Source organism: Pseudorhodoferax aquiterrae (assembly GCF_014652235.1).
Lineage (GTDB): Bacteria > Pseudomonadota > Gammaproteobacteria > Burkholderiales > Burkholderiaceae_C > Pseudorhodoferax > Pseudorhodoferax aquiterrae.
Genome location: NZ_BMYK01000001.1, coordinates 221,733 through 237,780, shown reverse-complemented (window position 1 = coordinate 237,780; position 16,048 = coordinate 221,733). Strand labels below are relative to the sequence as shown.

At 70.1% G+C, this 16,048-nt stretch carries 16 protein-coding genes and 2 tRNA genes; 6 read left to right on the top strand and 12 right to left on the bottom strand.

Annotated features, from left to right (window positions below; all coding sequences use genetic code 11):
- Positions 1 to 21 precede the first annotated feature (21 nt).
- From IE209_RS01080 to IE209_RS01070, 3 genes are all read right to left on the bottom strand, one after another.
- Positions 22 to 951, bottom strand: a complete 930-nt coding sequence (locus IE209_RS01080; protein WP_189685178.1) for a DUF808 domain-containing protein — start codon at positions 949 to 951, stop codon at positions 22 to 24.
- A gap of 73 nt (positions 952 to 1,024) precedes the next feature.
- Positions 1,025 to 2,449, bottom strand: coding sequence for a GTPase/DUF3482 domain-containing protein (locus IE209_RS01075; RefSeq protein ID WP_229882633.1), 1,425 nt, complete (start codon positions 2,447 to 2,449; stop codon positions 1,025 to 1,027).
- Positions 2,446 to 3,837: a DUF2868 domain-containing protein gene (locus IE209_RS01070; RefSeq protein ID WP_189685177.1), complete on the bottom strand. Its 1,392-nt coding sequence runs from the start codon at positions 3,835 to 3,837 to the stop codon at positions 2,446 to 2,448. Before IE209_RS01070 ends, IE209_RS01075 begins: the two co-directional genes overlap by 4 nt.
- A gap of 70 nt (positions 3,838 to 3,907) precedes the next feature.
- Here IE209_RS01070 and IE209_RS01065 point away from each other — a divergent pair, with 70 nt between their 5' ends.
- A complete protein-coding gene (locus tag IE209_RS01065) occupies positions 3,908 to 5,815 on the top strand; it encodes a PhoX family protein (RefSeq protein ID WP_189685176.1) in 1,908 nt (635 codons plus the stop codon).
- A 4-nt stretch (positions 5,816 to 5,819) separates the two neighbouring features.
- On the opposite strand, the gene IE209_RS01060 is transcribed toward IE209_RS01065, so the two are convergent.
- Complete coding sequence (locus tag IE209_RS01060; protein ID WP_189685175.1) at positions 5,820 to 6,338, bottom strand: GNAT family N-acetyltransferase; 519 nt, start codon at positions 6,336 to 6,338, stop codon at positions 5,820 to 5,822.
- Positions 6,339 to 6,402: 64 nt separating this feature from the next.
- On the opposite strand from IE209_RS01060, the gene IE209_RS01055 reads away from it, so the two are divergent.
- The 4 genes from IE209_RS01055 (at position 6,403) to IE209_RS01040 (ending at position 9,957) form a co-directional block, all read left to right on the top strand.
- On the top strand, positions 6,403 to 6,690 hold the full coding sequence (locus IE209_RS01055; protein WP_189685174.1) for a 2Fe-2S iron-sulfur cluster-binding protein: 288 nt from the start codon (positions 6,403 to 6,405) through the stop codon (positions 6,688 to 6,690).
- A gap of 43 nt (positions 6,691 to 6,733) precedes the next feature.
- A complete protein-coding gene (gene gmk / locus IE209_RS01050; RefSeq protein WP_189685173.1) occupies positions 6,734 to 7,354 on the top strand; it encodes a guanylate kinase in 621 nt (206 codons plus the stop codon).
- An 18-nt stretch (positions 7,355 to 7,372) separates the two neighbouring features.
- Positions 7,373 to 7,576, top strand: a complete 204-nt coding sequence (gene rpoZ / locus IE209_RS01045) for a DNA-directed RNA polymerase subunit omega (RefSeq protein WP_145544909.1) — start codon at positions 7,373 to 7,375, stop codon at positions 7,574 to 7,576.
- 92 nt (positions 7,577 to 7,668) lie between these two features.
- Positions 7,669 to 9,957 carry a RelA/SpoT family protein gene (locus IE209_RS01040; protein ID WP_189685172.1) on the top strand — a complete coding sequence of 763 codons (2,289 nt, stop codon included), beginning with the start codon at positions 7,669 to 7,671 and terminating at the stop codon, positions 9,955 to 9,957.
- Here IE209_RS01040 and greB read toward each other — a convergent pair.
- From greB to IE209_RS01000, 8 genes are all read right to left on the bottom strand, one after another.
- Entirely contained in the window at positions 9,933 to 10,493 is a 561-nt protein-coding gene (greB, locus tag IE209_RS01035) for a transcription elongation factor GreB (RefSeq protein ID WP_189685171.1), read from the bottom strand. The genes IE209_RS01040 and greB overlap by 25 nt on opposite strands.
- Before the next feature lie 42 nt (positions 10,494 to 10,535).
- The gene (locus IE209_RS01030; protein ID WP_189685170.1) at positions 10,536 to 10,868 is read right to left on the bottom strand and encodes a hypothetical protein; all 333 of its coding nucleotides are present in this window, start codon (positions 10,866 to 10,868) and stop codon (positions 10,536 to 10,538) included.
- Positions 10,861 to 11,064 carry a hypothetical protein gene (locus IE209_RS01025; RefSeq protein ID WP_114466572.1) on the bottom strand — a complete coding sequence of 68 codons (204 nt, stop codon included), beginning with the start codon at positions 11,062 to 11,064 and terminating at the stop codon, positions 10,861 to 10,863. The genes IE209_RS01030 and IE209_RS01025 overlap by 8 nt, the downstream gene beginning before the upstream one ends.
- Positions 11,065 to 11,261: 197 nt before the next feature.
- Positions 11,262 to 11,338, bottom strand: a tRNA-Arg gene (locus IE209_RS01020).
- A 102-nt stretch (positions 11,339 to 11,440) separates the two neighbouring features.
- A tRNA-Arg gene (locus IE209_RS01015) sits at positions 11,441 to 11,517 on the bottom strand.
- Positions 11,518 to 11,542: 25 nt separating this feature from the next.
- Positions 11,543 to 12,742 carry an amidohydrolase family protein gene (locus IE209_RS01010; RefSeq protein WP_189685169.1) on the bottom strand — a complete coding sequence of 400 codons (1,200 nt, stop codon included), beginning with the start codon at positions 12,740 to 12,742 and terminating at the stop codon, positions 11,543 to 11,545.
- Entirely contained in the window at positions 12,682 to 13,452 is a 771-nt protein-coding gene (locus IE209_RS01005) for a TetR/AcrR family transcriptional regulator (RefSeq protein WP_189685168.1), read from the bottom strand. Before IE209_RS01005 ends, IE209_RS01010 begins: the two co-directional genes overlap by 61 nt.
- Positions 13,453 to 13,468: 16 nt before the next feature.
- On the bottom strand, positions 13,469 to 14,245 hold the full coding sequence (locus IE209_RS01000) for a ferredoxin--NADP reductase (RefSeq protein ID WP_145544903.1): 777 nt from the start codon (positions 14,243 to 14,245) through the stop codon (positions 13,469 to 13,471).
- A 222-nt stretch (positions 14,246 to 14,467) separates the two neighbouring features.
- Between IE209_RS01000 and IE209_RS00995 the strand changes: the two genes are divergently transcribed.
- Positions 14,468 to 16,045 carry a 6-hydroxynicotinate reductase gene (locus tag IE209_RS00995; RefSeq protein ID WP_189685479.1) on the top strand — a complete coding sequence of 526 codons (1,578 nt, stop codon included), beginning with the start codon at positions 14,468 to 14,470 and terminating at the stop codon, positions 16,043 to 16,045.
- Positions 16,046 to 16,048: the final 3 nt, after the last annotated feature.

Genomic DNA, 16,048 nt, shown 5'->3' with positions numbered 1-16,048 from the left:
AGGCCGGCTTGCGCTGCCGGGCTAGGAAGACGCCGGCTGGCCGCGCAGCTTTTTCACGAGCGTGACGGCCGCCAGCACCACGCCCCCGGCCACGATGCCGACGCCCGCGTTCGCGAGGGCCGGCGTGATCGCTTCCCAGAACGGACCGCCCGGCCAGATCGCCGTGGCGTGCGCCATCTCTTCGATGCCGTGGTGCAGCACCGAGACGCCGTGCGTGAGGATGCCGCCGCCGACCAGGAACATGGCAGCCGTGCCGACCACCGACAAGCCCTTCATGAGCCAGGGCGCCGCCGCCAGGATGGCACGGCCCAGCGCGGCGCGCGCGCCGCCCAGGCGGCTCAGGTGCAGGCCCGCGTCGTCGAGCCGCACGATGCCGGCGACCAGGCCGTAGACCCCGATGGTCATGACCACGGCAATGCCGGCCAGCACCACCAGCTGGGTCAGGAACGGGCTCTGCTGCACCGTGCCCAGCGTGATCGCGATGATCTCGGCCGACAGGATGAAGTCGGTGCGCACGGCGCCCTTGATCTTGTCCTTCTCCAGCACCACGAGGTCGACGCCGGGGTCGGCCACGGCCTGCTTGTGCTGGGCCGCGTGCGCCGCGTCTTCTTCCGGGCGGTGCAGGAACTTGTGGGCCAGCTTCTCGAAGCCCTCGTAGCACAGGAAGGCGCCGCCCAGCATCAACAGCGGCGTGACGGCCCAGGGTGCGAACGCGCTGATGGCCAGCGCGGCCGGCACCAGGATGGCCTTGTTGAGCATGGAGCCCTTGGCCACGGCCCAGACCACGGGGAGTTCGCGGTCGGCCTTGACGCCCGTGACCTGCTGGGCGTTGAGCGCCAGGTCGTCCCCGAGCACGCCGGCCGTCTTCTTGGCCGCGACCTTGCTCAGGACCGAGACGTCGTCGAGGATGGAGGCGATGTCGTCGAGCAGTGCGAGCAGGCTGGAGGCCATGGGGCTGGTGCGGAGTGGATGACCGGACCATTGTGCGCGAGCCGGTGACGGGCGCGCGACAGCGCAGGCCGCGTCAGTCCGTCGGCTCCAGCAGGGGGCGCAGCAAGGCCGCGGTCTCGTCCTGCACGCGCCGGCGCCGGTCCGAGCTGCCGCCGGGCTTCTCCCAATCCGGCCGGCTGCGCGCCGGCTGCACGGCCTGCACGACGCGGCGCAGCGGCGCGTCGAGTGCCGCGTCGGGCGCGGCGTCCTGCTCGAGCCGGGCCAGCGCCGCATGGCCGCGCCGGTCGAGCTGACGCGCCAGGCCCACGAGCTGCAGCGCGACGAGGAACAGCAAGGCGTTGTCCAGCGTGAGCTCGCGCACGCCGTTGAGCTGGTTCAGCAGCTTGCCGCCGATCTGGCGCCAGCCCTGCGAGACGATGCTGCCCAGTGCACCGCCCAGTGCCGCACCGGCGCCCAGCGAGAGGCCACCCACGGCCAGGTCGGCGATCACGCCGACCGAGGCGCCCACGGCCGCACCCATGCCGAGCCGGCGGCCGGCCTGGCGCAGGGCCTCGGGGTGGAACAGGTCGTTGTCCCAGCGGCCGTCCTGCCAGGGCAGCGTGGCGAGCCGCGCGTCGTCCTCGGCAAAGCCCTGGATCTCGAGCAACTGGTCGGCGCAGCCGCGTACGAGCGCGAGCGCCAGCTGCTGGAAGTCCTGCTCGGCGCGGGCGCGCGCGGCCGGCTCGGCGTAGACCACCTCGCCGATGGCGCGGCGCAGCGCTGCCAGCCGCAGCAGCACGTCGGCAATGGCGCGGCTGGCCGCGTCGCGCCGGCCGCTGGCTTCCTGGTGCAGGTGCTGGCCGACCTGCTGCAGCCGCGCGCGCTGGCCCGGCAGCAGCGTGGCCAGGTCCTGGTAGAGGTGCTGCTCGGCGCCGACGAAGGGCGCCACCGCGTCGAAGCGCACCTGTGCGTGCAATCCGCCGCCGGCCAGCACGGCCTGCCAGTCGGCCAGGCGGCTGGCGGGGTCGCGCACGAAGTTGAGCACCGGCATGACGGGGCGCGCACAGGAGTTCAGGATCTCGATCTCGGCCCGGTGCTTGGGCAGCACGGGCTCGCGGCTGTCGATCACGTAGAAGGCCGCGTCCACCTCCAGCATCTTGCGCAGCACCTTGGCCTCCTGCTCGAAGCTGCCGCGCGCCTCCGGGCCCTGCAGGAAGGCGCGCACGCGCGCCGGGCGGTCCATGCCGGCATCGTTCCCGGCGCCTTGCAGGTGGTCCCACAACGCGACGGAGTCTTCCAGGCCCGGCGTGTCGAAGAAGCGCAGCGCGGGCCGGCCACCGATGCGCAGTTCCACGACCTCCACGTGGCGCGTGGTGCCGGGCCGGTCCGACACCTCGCCGAAGTGGCGTTTGCGTGTGAGGGTGCGCAGCAGCGAGGTCTTGCCCGCATTGGTGTGGCCCACCACGGCGATGGCCAAGGCCTCGTCGACCGTCTGCATGCCGGGGATGGGCAGCTTCATGGCGCCTCCAGCCAGGCCCGCGCGGCCTCGGGTTCACTCAGTACCGTGAGCTGCACGAGGCCGCTGCGCTGCAGCCAGTCGCGCCAGCGCGCCGTGTCGGCCTCCTGCCGCGCGCCGCCCAGCAGCACCGCACAGGCGGCGCTCGCGCTGCAGGCTTCGCGCAGGAAGCGCTCGGTGCCGCGGTCGGGGCTGGACGCTGCGTGGCAGGCCACCAGCAGGCGGTGCGCCGGCGCGGCGGTCAGGCGCTGCAGCAGCTCGGCACGCTCGCGCTGGCTGCCGTCCATGCGCTGCACCTGCACGGCGGCAGGCGGCGCGAACGGCGGCCAGGGCGCCTCGGGCGGCAGCTCGAAGCCCAGCAGCAGCCGCGTGCCGGCATCGGCCACCGGTGCTGCGGGCGCCGTGGCCGGCATGGCGCCGGGCTGCTCGGCATCGACGATCCGCACGGGCTCCATGGCCTCGAAGCGCGACAGCAGCGCGCGCACGCCGGGGTCGGCCAGGTCCAGCGCCAGCCGGCCCTGGCCGCGCCGCCAGGCGGCCCAGCACCACAGCGTGCACAGCAGGCGCACGGCCAGGCCGTAGACGGCCACGCAGCCCAGCAGCCACCAGGCCCAGGCACGCTGCGCGTCGGCACCGGCCAGCGCAGGCTGCAGCAGCGTGGCGGTATCCGGCATGGCAAAACCCAGCTGTTGCGGCAGCCAGCCCGTGGCCTGGACGAAGCGGACGAAGAAGTCGGGCGTCAGCAGCGTGGTCTCCCAGGTCAGCCGGTAGGCCCGCAGCGACAGGCCCAGGGCCAGCGCGGCCAGCAGCAGCACGAAGGCCAGCGACCAGACGGCATGGCTGATGCCGCCGAAGACCCAGGGCGCCAGCCGGGCGCGGGCCAGCACGTCGGTGGTGGCGCGCGCCAGCTGCACGGCATGCGGCCCGCGGTCCAGCGGCAACCGGGCCGTGAGCTGCAGCGCCCAGCGGCCCAGCGCCCCACCGGCGGCCGATCGCCAGGGCAGCACCAGGCTGGCCAGCCACAGCAGCAGCGTCACCGTGTGCAGGCCCAGCACGGACACGAAAGCGGCGACCACGTTGATCTCGCGCGCATCGCCCAGCACGGCGCGCGCCAGCGCCCAGGCGCTGCCGACCACGCCGAGCACCAGCAGCAGCAGCACCGCGCCGCCCAGCTGACGCCAGCGCCGCCATTCACGCTGCAGACCCAGGCGCTCGCCGAGCAGCCAGGCGCGCTGCAGCACGCGGCCGGCGCCGTCGGGCCGGGCGCTGAAGGCCTGGCGCATGGCCTGGCCGTCCTCGAGCCGGCCCTCCTCCTCGATCAGCTGCACGGCGCGCCAGATGGCGGCCTCGCCAAGCGGGCTGCGGCCGGAATCGGAAGGGGGCGGAGACATCGGGCGGGACGGGGGCGCGTGACAATCGGACGCGCAGCATGCCACAGGGGCAGGAACCAGCAGGAACACGATGGCCAAGGACTTCAGCCGCATGGAACACAGCAACCGCTCGGGCAATCCGGCCCTGGACGCGGTGTCCGACCCGGCGCGGCGGCGCTGGCTGCAGGGCGGCCTGGGCGCGGCCACGGCCGCGTTGCTGGCGCCGCTGGCGGGCTGCGCCACGCCCTCCGGTCGCGCCGGCGGGCGCATCGGCTTCGAAGGCATCCCGGCCTCGGCCGCCGATCGCGTGGTGGTGCCGCCCGGCTACGTGGCCCAGGTGCTGGCCCGCTGGGGCGAGCCGGTGGGCGTGGCGGGCGCCATGCCGGCCTTCCGCGACGACCTCTCGAACAGCGCCGCGGAGCAGGCGCTGCAACTGGGCATGCACCATGACGGCATGGGCTATTTCGCGCTGGACGGCGCAGGGCGCGGGCTCCTGGTCATCAACCACGAGTACACCGACGACGGCATGCTGCACCCGGGCGGCATGGCGCCCTGGACGGCCGAGAAGGTGCGCAAGTCGCAGGCCGCGCATGGGCTGTCGGTGGTCGAGGTCGCGCTCGAGGGTGGCCGCTGGCAGCTGCAACGGCCCAGCCGCTTCGCGCGCCGCATCACGGCCGACACGCCCTGCACCGTGGCGGGCCCGGCCGCCGGCCACGCCCTGCTGCGCACCGCCGCCGACCCGTCCGGCCGCACGGTGCGCGGCACGCTCAACAACTGCGCCGGCAGCACCACGCCGTGGGGCACCTACCTTGCGGGCGAGGAGAACTTCCGCTTCTACTTCGCGGGCAGCCGCGAGCGCGACGCCGACCAGCGGCGCTGGGGCATGACGGAGCAGGCCTTCTTCCGCTGGCCAGAACACGACGCGCGCTTCGACGCAGGCCAGCATCCCAACGAGTTCCACCGCTTCGGCTGGATCGTGGAAGTCGACCCGATGGACCCGAACGCCGCGCCCGTCAAGCGCACGGCCCTGGGCCGTGGCGCGCACGAGGGCGCCTGGGTGGCGACCACCCGGGACGGCCGCGCCGTCGTCTACTCGGGCGAGGACGCGCGCTTCGAGTACATCTACAAGTTCGTGAGCCGGGACCGCATCGCGCCGGCCTCGGCCGGCCTGAGCGCGGCCCAGGCCAACCGGGCGCTGCTGGACCACGGCACGCTGTACGTCGCCCGTTTCGACGCCGACGGCACGGGCCGCTGGCTGCCGCTCGTGCACGGAGAGGGGCCGCTCACGGCCGCGGCCGGGTTCGCCGACCAGGGCGCGGTGCTGGTCAAGACGCGGCAGGCCGCGGACCTGCTGGGCGCCACGCGCATGGACCGGCCCGAATGGCTGGCCATCGACCAAGCGCAGCGCGTCGTGTATTGCACGCTGACCAACAACAGCGCGCGCGGCGCCCCGGGCCAGCCCGGCGTGGACGCGGCCAACCCGCGCGCCAACAACGTGATGGGCCAGGTCATCCGCTGGCAGGAGGACGGCGATTTCGACGCCACGCGGATGCGCTGGGACCACCTGCTGCTGGCCGGCGACCCGGCCAACGCGCGGCCCGAGGCGCGCGGTGACATCCGCGGTGACCTGTTCGCCTGCCCCGACGGCCTGCTGCTGGACGCGCGCGGCCTGCTCTGGATCCAGACCGACGCGGCGGCCGGCGAGATGCGCCGTGGCGAGATGCAGGCGCTGGGCAACAACCAGATGCTGGCCTGCGATCCGGCCACGGGCGAGGTGCGGCGCTTTTTGACCGGGCCCGTGAACTGCGAGATCACGGGCGCCACCATGGCGCCGGACGGCCGCACGCTGTTCGTGAACATCCAGCACCCGGGCGAGCCGCCATCGGACCGCAGCGCACCGGGCGAAGTCACGAAGTACTCGACCTGGCCGGATGGCGGCCGGCCGCGCTCGGCGACCCTGGCGATCCGCCGCGCGGACGGCGGGTGGGTCGGAACTTAGGCGCTCAATCGACGGCGCGCTTGAGCCGCATCTCCTCGATGCGGATGTCGCCGAAGGGCGTGGTGCGCGCCGTGTTGAGCTCGCGCTTGAAGCCGGCGAGATCGAAGAAGCGCAGCGCGCGCTCGTTGCGCAGCGGGACCCAGACGGTCACGCTCGTGCAGCCCTCGTCGCCCAAGCCCTCGCGCGCGGCGTCCCACAGCGCCAGGCCGGCGCCCTTGCCCCAGTGTTCGGGCAGCACGTGGATCGCCCAGACCTCGCCCACGGTGGGCTTGGTGCCCTTGTCGCGCGAGCGGTCGAAGGCGACGAAGCCCACCACCTTGCCCTCCAGCCGGGCCACGTAGACCTGCGGGTCGCCGAACTCGATCGCCTCGCGCCACTGCTGCAGCCGCTTGGCGACCGGCTGGGCGTTCAGCAGCTCTTGCGGCACGATGCCGGCATAGGCTGCCTGCGTGGCAGCGGCGTGGACATCGACGATGGCTTGGGCGTCGCGCTTCTCGGCGGGACGGACTTCGTAGAACGACATGGGGCGTGAACAGACAGAAAAGCCTTCCATTGTCGCTGCAAGCCGCGCCCTACACTCCCGGCCCATGTCTGCCACCTTCACCGTGCGACTGCAGCGGCCCGGCGCGGACCCTGTGCAATTCGAGGCGCCGCCCGACCTGCCGGTGCTGCTCGCAGCCGAGCGGGCCGGCATCGCCATGGAAAGCTCCTGCCGCAACGGCACCTGCCGCAGCTGCATCTGCTTGATGGACGCCGGCAGCGTGGCCTACCGCATCGCCTGGCCCGGCCTGTCGCTGGACGAGAAGCGCGAGGGCTGGATCCTGCCCTGCGTGGCCCATGCCACGGCCGACCTGCAGCTCACATGCCCGCTGTAGGACGCGCTGCTAAACTCTGGCGCCTTTTCAGCTCCCGTTCGCCATGGACTATCCCGGCAACCTGATCGTCGTCGCAGCCCCGAGTGGGGCCGGCAAGTCCAGCCTGGTCAAGGCGCTGCTGGAGCTCGACGCGCAGATCCAGCCCTCGGTCTCGCACACCACACGTGCGCCGCGCGGCCAGGAAAAGCACGGCCGCGAATACTTCTTCGTGCCCGATGCCGATTTCGACGCCATGGTGGCTGCCAACGGCTTCGTCGAATGGGCGCATGTGCACGGCCGCCGTTATGGCACCTCCAAGAAGGCGATCGAGGACCGCATCGCCCAGGGCGCCGACGTGATCCTCGAGATCGACTTCCAGGGCGCCATGCAGATCAAGAAGACCTTCGCCAACGCGGTGCTGATCTTCATCCTGCCGCCGAGCTGGGAGGAACTGCGTTCGCGCCTGGAACGCCGTGGCGAGGACGCCCCCGAGGTGATCGAGTTGCGGCTCAAGAATGCCGCCATCGAGATGGCCCAGGCCAGAAACTTCGACTTCGTTATAATCAACGAGTTGTTCGACCGGGCCGTTTTCGACTTGAAAACCATCGTGCATGCCCAGCGACTCAAATACCTGGCGCAGGTGCGCGCCAGGGCCGACACCTTCAAATCCCTGCACATCCTCTGAAGAGGACTGGAGTCCACCATGGCCCGCATCACCGTCGAAGACTGCCTCGAGCAGGTCCCCAACCGCTTCCAGCTGGTGCTGGCCGCGACCTACCGCGCCCGCATGCTGAGCCAGGGCCACGCCCCCAAGATCGAGAGCAAGAACAAGCCCGGCGTGACCGCGCTGCGCGAGATCGCCGCCGGCAAGGTCGGCCTGGAAATGCTCAAGAAAGTGCCGACCTGAGCGGCATCCGCCCCGGCTGAAAAGGCACCGCACCGCGGTGCCTTTTTCGTTTGGCGGCCCGTCGGCGCAGGGCTGCACGCTACAGTAAGCGCATGAACGCCGCGTTGCCCACCACTGCAGACAGGACACCGCCCCCGGCTTCCCCGCCCGCCACCCCTGCCGCGGCGAACGCTGCCGCGGCCAGCTTCGCCGCCCTAACCGCCAGCCTGGACTACCTGGATGCCCAGGGCATCGAGCAGGTGCGCCAGGCCTACCGCTTCGCCGACGAGGCCCACCTGGGCCAGCTGCGCTCCAGCGGCGAGCCCTACATCACGCACCCGATCGCCGTGGCCGCGCAGTGCGCGGCCTGGAAGCTCGACGCCCAGGCGCTCATGGCCGCGTTGCTGCACGACGCGATGGAGGACTGCGGCGTGACCAAGCCCGAGCTCATCGAGCGCTTCGGCGCGCCGGTGGCCGAGCTCGTGGACGGACTGACCAAGCTCGACAAGCTGCAGTTCAACACGCGCGAGGAGAACCAGGCCGAATCCTTCCGCAAGATGCTGCTGGCCATGGCGCGCGACGTGCGCGTGATCCTGATCAAGCTGGCAGACCGCACCCACAACATGCGCACCATGGGCGACATGCCGCGCAGCAAGTGGGGCCGCATCTCCAAGGAAACGCTGGACATCTACGCGCCCATCGCCCACCGGCTGGGCCTGAACGTGACCTACCGCGAGCTGCAGGAACTGGCCTTCCAGCACCTGATGCCCTGGCGCCACGGCGTGCTGGCCAAGGCGGTGGCCAAGGCGCGCAGCCGGCGCCGCGACCTCGTGCAAAAGGTGCAGCAGGAGGTGGAGACCGCCTTCGCCAATGCCGGCATGAAGGTGCGCATCGCCGGGCGCGAGAAGACGCTCTACTCCATCTTCCGCAAGATGGACGACAAGCACCTCTCGTTCGCCCAGGTCAACGACATCTACGGCTTTCGCGTGATCGTGCCCAGCGTGACCGACTGCTACACGGCGCTGGGCGTGCTCCACCAGCTGTACAAGCCGGTGCCGGGACGCTTCAAGGACCACATCGCGATCGCCAAGGCCAACGGCTACCAGTCGCTGCACACCACGCTGGTGGGGCCCTCCAACATCAACATCGAATTCCAGATGCGCACGGACGCCATGCACGTGGTGGCCGAATCCGGCGTGGCGGCGCACTGGCTCTACAAGGCCAACCACCCCGACAGCGCCACCACCGACCGCATGGGCACGCAGTGGCTGCAGTCGCTGCTGGACATCCAGCAGGAAACGCGCGACGCCTCGGAGTTCTGGGACCACGTCAAGGTCGATCTGTTCCCCGACGCGGTCTACGTGTTCACGCCCAAGGGCCAGATCATGGCGCTGCCGCGCGGCGCCACGGTGGTCGACTTCGCCTACGCGATCCACAGCAACGTGGGCGACCGCACGGTGGCGGCCCGCATCAACGGCGACCAGGCACCGCTGCGCACCGAGTTGCACAACGGCGACGTGATCGAGGTCATCACCGCGCCCATCTCCGCGCCCAACCCGGCCTGGCTGGGCTTCGTGCGCACGGGCCGGGCGCGCTCCAAGATCCGCCACCACCTCAAGAGCCGGGCCATCACCGAGTCGGAGGACCTGGGCGAGAAGCTGTTGACCCAGGCCGTGCGCGCCGAGGGCATCGAAGCCCTGCCCGACCACGACAGCGACGGCCAGCCGATCTGGGACAAGCTGCTGCGCTTCTCGGGCAACCGCACGCGCGCCGAGCTCATGACCGACATCGGCCTCGGAAAACGCATCGCCAGCATCGTCGCCAAGCGGCTCAAGGTGCTCATGACCGAAGGCGGCGGCGTGAAGACCGATCCGCTGCTCATGACGCGCGAGCGCTACACAGCGCACGAGACGGTGTCGCAGGGCGGCGTGGTCATCGACGGCAGCGAGAACGCCTCGGTGCAGTTCGCGCGCTGCTGCCGGCCCGTGCCGGGCGACGAGATCGTCGGCTACCTGGGCCGCGGCGAAGGCCTGTTCGTGCACACGGCCGACTGCGCGACCGCCAAGCGTCTGCAGTACAAGGACAGCGAGCGCTTCATCGCCGTGGCCTGGTCGGACGAGCCCGTGCGCACCTTCGAGACCGGCATCGTCGTGACCGTCAACAACGGCAAGGGCGTGCTGGCCCGTGTGGCAGCGACGCTGGCATCGTCCGAGGTCGACATCACGCACATGGACATGGGCCAGGAGGAGGCGCAGGACGCCTCGGACCTGCGCTTCGTCGTGGCCGTGCGCGATCGCGCGCACCTGGAAACGGCCTTGCGCAACTTGAAGCGCATGCCAGCGGTGCTGCGTGCCGTGCGCGCCGCCCCGGCGCCCTATCAGGCTGCGGCCGGGGCCGGGTAGCGCACCTCCAGCACCTCCAGGTCGCGCACACCGGCGGGCGTGGGCAGGCGGACCTCGTCCCCCACGCGCGCGCGCAGCAGGGCGCGCGCGATCGGCGCGATCCAGCTCACTTCCCCCGCCGCGCTGTTGGCCTCGTCGATGCCGCGGATCGTGATGGTCTGCTCCTCGCCGTCGGCGTCCGCATAGGTCACGGTGGCGCCGAAGAACACCTGGTCGCTGCCGTGGTGCACGCTTGGATCGGTAACCTCGGCGATCTCCAGCCGGCGCGTCAGGAAGCGGATGCGGCGGTCGATTTCGCGCAGCCGCTTCTTGCCGTAGAGGTAATCGCCGTTCTCGGAGCGGTCGCCGTTGCTGGCCGCCCAATGGACGACCTCGACGACTTTGGGGCGTTCGTTGTCGATCAGGTCCAGCAACTCGTTGCGCAGGCGGGCGTAGCCCTGCGGTGTGATGTAGTTCTTGCCGCCGGTGGGAAGTGCGGGGAGCGCCAGTTCGTCCTCGTCGTCGCTGTCGCTTTCCTTGGTGAAGGCTTTGCTCATGGGCCTAGTGTGCGGCAAAAGGGCAAGCGCCCGGCCGGCGCGCTACAGCCTGGGCAGGTCGCGCAACGTGCGTCCGGGCAGCGAGGGATCGACCTCGATCCGCTCCGTGCCATCGGCCTGGACATGGACTTTGACGAGCTGTGGCGTCGCCCCGGCGCCGCGGCCCGGGAACAGGGGGACGACGGGCTCGGCCTCGAGCAATTTGTCCACCACCTCCAGCGTGTCGACCACGCTCTCCCCCGACAAGGGGCGCGGCGCGGCGCCGGCTGCCAGGCCGACTTCGCTGCCGTCGGCCAGGTACCAGCGCACGCGGCGCACCTCGCCGCGGGCGTCGAGTTCGACGCCCGTCACCACATGGGCCGGGCCCTCAGGCACCCGGGTGTTCATGGCGCGCGCTGTGGCGGCGTTGCACATGCACGGGCCGGCCAGGATGGCCGGGCAGGCGCGTGGGCACGTCGCCCTCGTCCGGCGGTTCCTGCACAGGCGTGCCGGGCTCCGGGTTCACCGGATCTTCGTCGTCGAACGGGCCGACCGGCGGCGGCACGGGCGGCACCGGGTGCGGTGTCGGCACTGAGGCCAGGCGCCGTCGCGACCGGAGCGACGGGGAAAGGGTGTCGAGCATGCGTCTCCCGTTCAAAGGAACCCACATCTTCGGGGCATCCGCAGCGCCGCTGCATCGTCGGAAGGCCCGTGCCGCTGTAGTCGATGACCGACAGCGCGGCCCAAAGAAAATGGGCCGGTCCTCTTGCAAGGACCGGCCCATCCATTTGGTGCGGCTGGCAGGAATCGAACCCACGACCCCTTGGTTCGTAGCCAAGTACTCTATCCAGCTGAGCTACAGCCGCGAAGCCTTAGATCATACACCGAATTTCGGCGACTCTGAAGAAGATTTGAAATCTCAAAAAAGAAAATGGGCCGGTCCCTTGTGAGGACCGACCCATTCGGTTTGGTGCGGCTGGCAGGAATCGAACCCACGACCCCTTGGTTCGTAGCCAAGTACTCTATCCAGCTGAGCTACAGCCGCGAAGCCATAAAGTATAGCGCAGTTTTCAATGCGCGCCTGAAACAACCACAGGAATTTCGGTCGCCGGCGGCGTGTTGCGGCTGCGGCCGCAGCGCACGATGCCGTCGATCATGACCATGCCAACGCCCGGTACGTCGCCCAGTTGCACGCTTTCGAGCAGCGTGCGGCCCGCCGTGTGCTGGGCCCGGTCCATGAACACGAAGTCGGCCGCGCGGCCGACTTCGATGAGGCCGCAGTTGAGCTTGCGGATCTTGGCCGTGTTGCCGGTGGCGAAGCAGAACACCAGCTCGGCCGGAATGTTGGCTAGGCTGGAGAGCATGGCCACCATGCGCAGGATGCCCAGCGGCTGCACACCAGACCCGGCCGGCCCATCGGTGCCCAGGATCACGCGGTGCGGGCACTTGAGCTGCAGCGCCATCTGCGCGGCCGCGATGGCCACCTTTTCGTTGCCGTTGTGCACGATCTCGATCGCGCGGCTGGATTTTTCGCAGAGCTCGCAGACATGGGCCTCCGGCAGCGACGTGTGGCCGCCGTTGATGTGGCCGATCACGTCGGCATCGGCCTCGAGCACCACATCCTTGTCGATCAGGCCGGAGCCCGGGATCGAGGGGCCGCCCGTGTGGATGGTGCTCTGGATGCCGGCCGCGCGCGCCCACTTCACCATGGTCGCAGCCTCGGTGCCGCCCTTGACCGAGCCCAGGCCGATCTCGCCGAGCAGGCCCACGCCAGCGGCGGCCAGCTCCTTGAAGTCGCTCTCGACCATGCCCTTCTCGATCACGGGCGCGCCGGCCAGCACCTTCACGCCGCCGGGGCGGAAGTTGTCGAAGGCGCGCTGCGCCGTGATGGCCAGCGCCTTCAGGCCCACGATGTCCTTGGGCCGGCCCGGCAGGTGCACCTCGCCGGCCGAGATCATGGTGGTCACGCCGCCGTTGAGCGTGGATTCGATCCAGCCGAGCTGGTTCTGGCGCGGCGTCCAGTCGCCGAACACCGGATGCACATGGCTGTCGATGAGGCCGGGCGCCACGCAGGTCTGCTTGGCGTCGATGACGGTGGTGGCGCCATCGACATCGCAATCCTTGAGCTTGCCGACGGCGGTGATCAGACCGTCGTGGACGACGATGGTGTCGGCTTGGAGGATGGGCTGGTCGATGTCGCCCGACAGCATCAGGCCGATGTTGCGGATGACGACTTTGCCCGAGGCGGCGGTGGCGGCGGCTTCTGCCATGTGGGGGGTTCTCCGTGGGGGCTGGGGGATTCGTTGTGCGGCACGGGCTCGCGCATCACGGTGCGCAGCACGGCATCGACGACGAAGGCTTCCCAGCGCGCAGACGCCGCCGGATCGTCGATGCGCTGGCCCAGGAATTCGGACAGCGTGAAGCGGTTGGACTGCGGGAAGTAGCCCAGCGCGGCGATCATCATGTAGACGTCCTGCACCGCGATGTCGTCGCGAAACACGCCCTGCGCGCTGCCTGCGGCGAGCAGCAGCTGCAGCACCGAGATCGCCGGCGAGGAATACTGCTGGGCCGACTGCATCTTGGCGATGTGGCGCCCTTGCAGCAGGTTCTCGTTGTTGAGCAGCGTGACGAACTCGGGATGCTTGCGGTAGTAGCCGCAGACGAAGCGCACCACGGTCTCGAGCGATTCCACGGGCTGGTGCTCGTCCAGCGCCAAGGCCTCCTCGGCCTCGTTCATGCGCCGGTAGATGTCCTCGATGACCGCGATGTACAGACCTTCCTTGCTACCGAAGTAGTAGTAGATCATGCGATCGTAGGACTTGGCCGCCTTGGAGATCTGGCCCACGCGCCCGCCGGCGAAGCCGTGCTTGGCGAAGATGCGCGTGGCCGCGCGCAGCAGATTGGCGCGCGAGGCGATGACCGCCTGTTCCCGCACCCCCGGCTTGCGCTGGCCGTCGGCTGTCTTGGCGGGCCGGGGCATGGGCAGGGTGCCGGTCTTATTGCTCGACGAAGGCGCGCTCGACGACGAAGTCGCCCGGCGTCGTGGTGTTGCCTTCCTTGAAGCCGCGGTGCTCCAGCATGACCTTGAGGTCGCGCAGCATGGCCGGGCTGCCGCACAGCATCACACGGTCTTCGGCGGCATTGATCTGGGGCAGGCCCAGGTCGTTGCACATCTTGCCGTTCTCGATGAGGTCGGTGATGCGGCCCATGTTGCGGTAGGACTCGCGGGTGACCGTCGGGTAGTAGCGCAGCTTGCTGCTGACCAGCTCGCCCAGCACCTCGTGCGCGGGCAGGTGCTCGGTCAGCAGGTCGTGGTAGGCCAGCTCGTCGACCTGGCGCACGCCATGCACCACGATAACCTGCTCGTAGCGGTCATACGTGTCCGGATCGCGCACGATGCTCAGGAACGGTGCGAGGCCGGTGCCGGTGCCGAACAGGTACAGGCGCTTGCCGGGCAGCAGGTAGTCGGTCACCAGCGTGCCGGTGGGCTTCTTGCCCACGATGATGGAGTCGCCGACCTGGATGTGCTGCAGCTTGGAAGTCAGCGGGCCGTCCGGCACCTTGATCGACAGGAACTCGAGGTGGTCTTCGTAGTTGGCGCTGGCGATGCTGTAGGCGCGCAGCAGCGGTTTGCCGTTGTCGCCGCGCAGGCCGATCATCGTGAAGTGCCCGTTCGAGAAGCGCAGCGACGGGTCGCGCGTCGTGGTGAAACTGAACAAGCGGTCTGTCCAGTGGTGGACGGAGAGGACCTTCTCTTCGTTGAATGCGCTCATGACGTTCGGGCGGTTGGATGCAAAGGTGAAACGGCTGATTTTTTCACATGCCGCTGCGGCCACTGGTGTCTCCGGCATGCGAACGGCATGGCTATTGCCTGTCCGAATGCTTGCGGCCCCGTGCAATTGTGTTTAGCATCTGCCGCACTCACGTTAAGTGAATGCTACATGAAACGCCGAGCTGCGACAAGCCGCGGCAGCGGAACCCGGAGCCCCACGATGTTGAACGAGCACACCAAGACCGACGGCCTTCCCGACATGCCGGAGGCCTTGTTGCCCCAGGGCCTGGAGCGCGCCAGGCCGCGCAACGAGCGCATGGCCAGCGACAAGGTCGAGTGCAACGCCTGCCCCGTGCTGTGCCAGATCGGCCGCGGCCGCACCGGCGCCTGCGATCGCTACGCCAACGAGGACGGCGTGCTGGTGCGCGTGGATCCCGTGGTGCTGCTGCAAAGGACGGTGGATGCGGAGCAGCCGCTGGTGCCTTTCACGGCGCGCGACGCCGACGAGGCCGCGCCTCTGGCCCCCGCCCCGCAGGTCTTCGTGACCGGCATCGGCGCCTCCACCACCTACCCCGACTACAAGCCCGCGCCCTTCATCGTCGCGTCCGAGGCCGATGGCGTGGACATGGTCACGGTCGTGACCGAGGGCATCTTCAGCTACTGCAGCCTGAAGCTCAAGATCGACACCGACCGCTGGCTCGGCCCCGAGCAGGCCAACGTGCGCTGCAAGGGCGAGGTGATCGGCCACGTGACGACGGCGGAGTACGGCTCGCAGATGCTGTCGCTGGGCGGCGTGCACCATCTCACGGGCGGCAGCAAGAAGGAAGGCCGCGTGACGCTGGACGCCATGCAGGCCCTGGGCAACAAGAACGCTGTGGAACTGACCATCGACGGCGGCGCCCAGCTCACGGTACAAGCCGGCCAGGCGCCCATCGTCAATGGCGTGCGCGAGCAGCGCATGCGCGTGGGCTGCGGCTCGGCCACGGTGGGCATCTTCGCGCGGCAGTTCTTCGGCATCTGCGACGAGGTCGTCGTCGTGGACGACCACATCACGGGCGTTCTGACCGAGCACCAGGCCGGCCGCTGCCTGGGCATGCGCGCGGCCGGCATCAAGGTGCGGGGCCGCAAGTCCACGCCCGGCCGCTATTTCCAAGTGGCCAACCCGGGCACGGGCTGGGGCGGCACCGACATCGCCGACCCGTTGTCCATCATCGAGGAATGCGAGGCCGGTGTGGCCTGGCCCGGTCTGCGGCTGCTGATGGTCTCCACGACCGGGGAGCACGCGGCCTGGTACGTGCTGGACGCGCAACTGGTGCCGCAGCCCTGCCCCATGCCCGAAGAGGTCGCGCGCGTGGTCGCGCGCATCGGCGAGAACTGCGAGCCCTCGCTGACCACGGTGCTGTTCCTGGGTGGCGCGGGCGGCAGCCTGCGCGCGGGCGTCAGCGAGAACCCGGTGCTGCTCACGCAGGCCATCAAGCAGTCCATCGTGAACGTCACGCTGGGCGGCGCGCCGGGCTACGTCTGGCCCGGCGGCGGCATCACGGTCATGGTCGATGTGATGCGCATGCCCGACAACAGCTTCGGCACCGTGCCCACGCCGGCGATCGTCGCGCCGCTGGAGTTCACGATGCGGCTGTCGGACTACGAACGCCTGGGCGGCCACATGGAGCAGGTGCGCTCGCTGCCCGACACGCTGCAACACGGCGCCTGGCACAACGACGGCGCACCGCGCGCGCGCCGCATGCTGGCGCCTGCGGCCGGCAACGGCTGGCCGATCGGACAAGCACCGCTGCTGGGTTGATCG

Bases quoted from the DNA above. Each gene is read 5' to 3' on its own strand.
- IE209_RS01080 (WP_189685178.1), bottom strand. From the start codon at position 951: ATGGCCTCCAGCCTGCTCGCACTGCTCGACGACATCGCCTCCATCCTC.
- IE209_RS01075 (WP_229882633.1), bottom strand. From the start codon at position 2,449: ATGAAGCTGCCCATCCCCGGCATGCAGACGGTCGACGAGGCCTTGGCC.
- IE209_RS01070 (WP_189685177.1), bottom strand. From the start codon at position 3,837: ATGTCTCCGCCCCCTTCCGATTCCGGCCGCAGCCCGCTTGGCGAGGCC.
- IE209_RS01065 (WP_189685176.1), top strand. From the start codon at position 3,908: ATGGCCAAGGACTTCAGCCGCATGGAACACAGCAACCGCTCGGGCAAT.
- IE209_RS01060 (WP_189685175.1), bottom strand. From the start codon at position 6,338: ATGTCGTTCTACGAAGTCCGTCCCGCCGAGAAGCGCGACGCCCAAGCC.
- IE209_RS01055 (WP_189685174.1), top strand. From the start codon at position 6,403: ATGTCTGCCACCTTCACCGTGCGACTGCAGCGGCCCGGCGCGGACCCT.
- gmk (WP_189685173.1), top strand. From the start codon at position 6,734: ATGGACTATCCCGGCAACCTGATCGTCGTCGCAGCCCCGAGTGGGGCC.
- rpoZ (WP_145544909.1), top strand. From the start codon at position 7,373: ATGGCCCGCATCACCGTCGAAGACTGCCTCGAGCAGGTCCCCAACCGC.
- IE209_RS01040 (WP_189685172.1), top strand. From the start codon at position 7,669: ATGAACGCCGCGTTGCCCACCACTGCAGACAGGACACCGCCCCCGGCT.
- greB (WP_189685171.1), bottom strand. From the start codon at position 10,493: ATGAGCAAAGCCTTCACCAAGGAAAGCGACAGCGACGACGAGGACGAA.
- IE209_RS01010 (WP_189685169.1), bottom strand. From the start codon at position 12,742: ATGGCAGAAGCCGCCGCCACCGCCGCCTCGGGCAAAGTCGTCATCCGC.
- IE209_RS01005 (WP_189685168.1), bottom strand. From the start codon at position 13,452: ATGCCCCGGCCCGCCAAGACAGCCGACGGCCAGCGCAAGCCGGGGGTG.
- IE209_RS01000 (WP_145544903.1), bottom strand. From the start codon at position 14,245: ATGAGCGCATTCAACGAAGAGAAGGTCCTCTCCGTCCACCACTGGACA.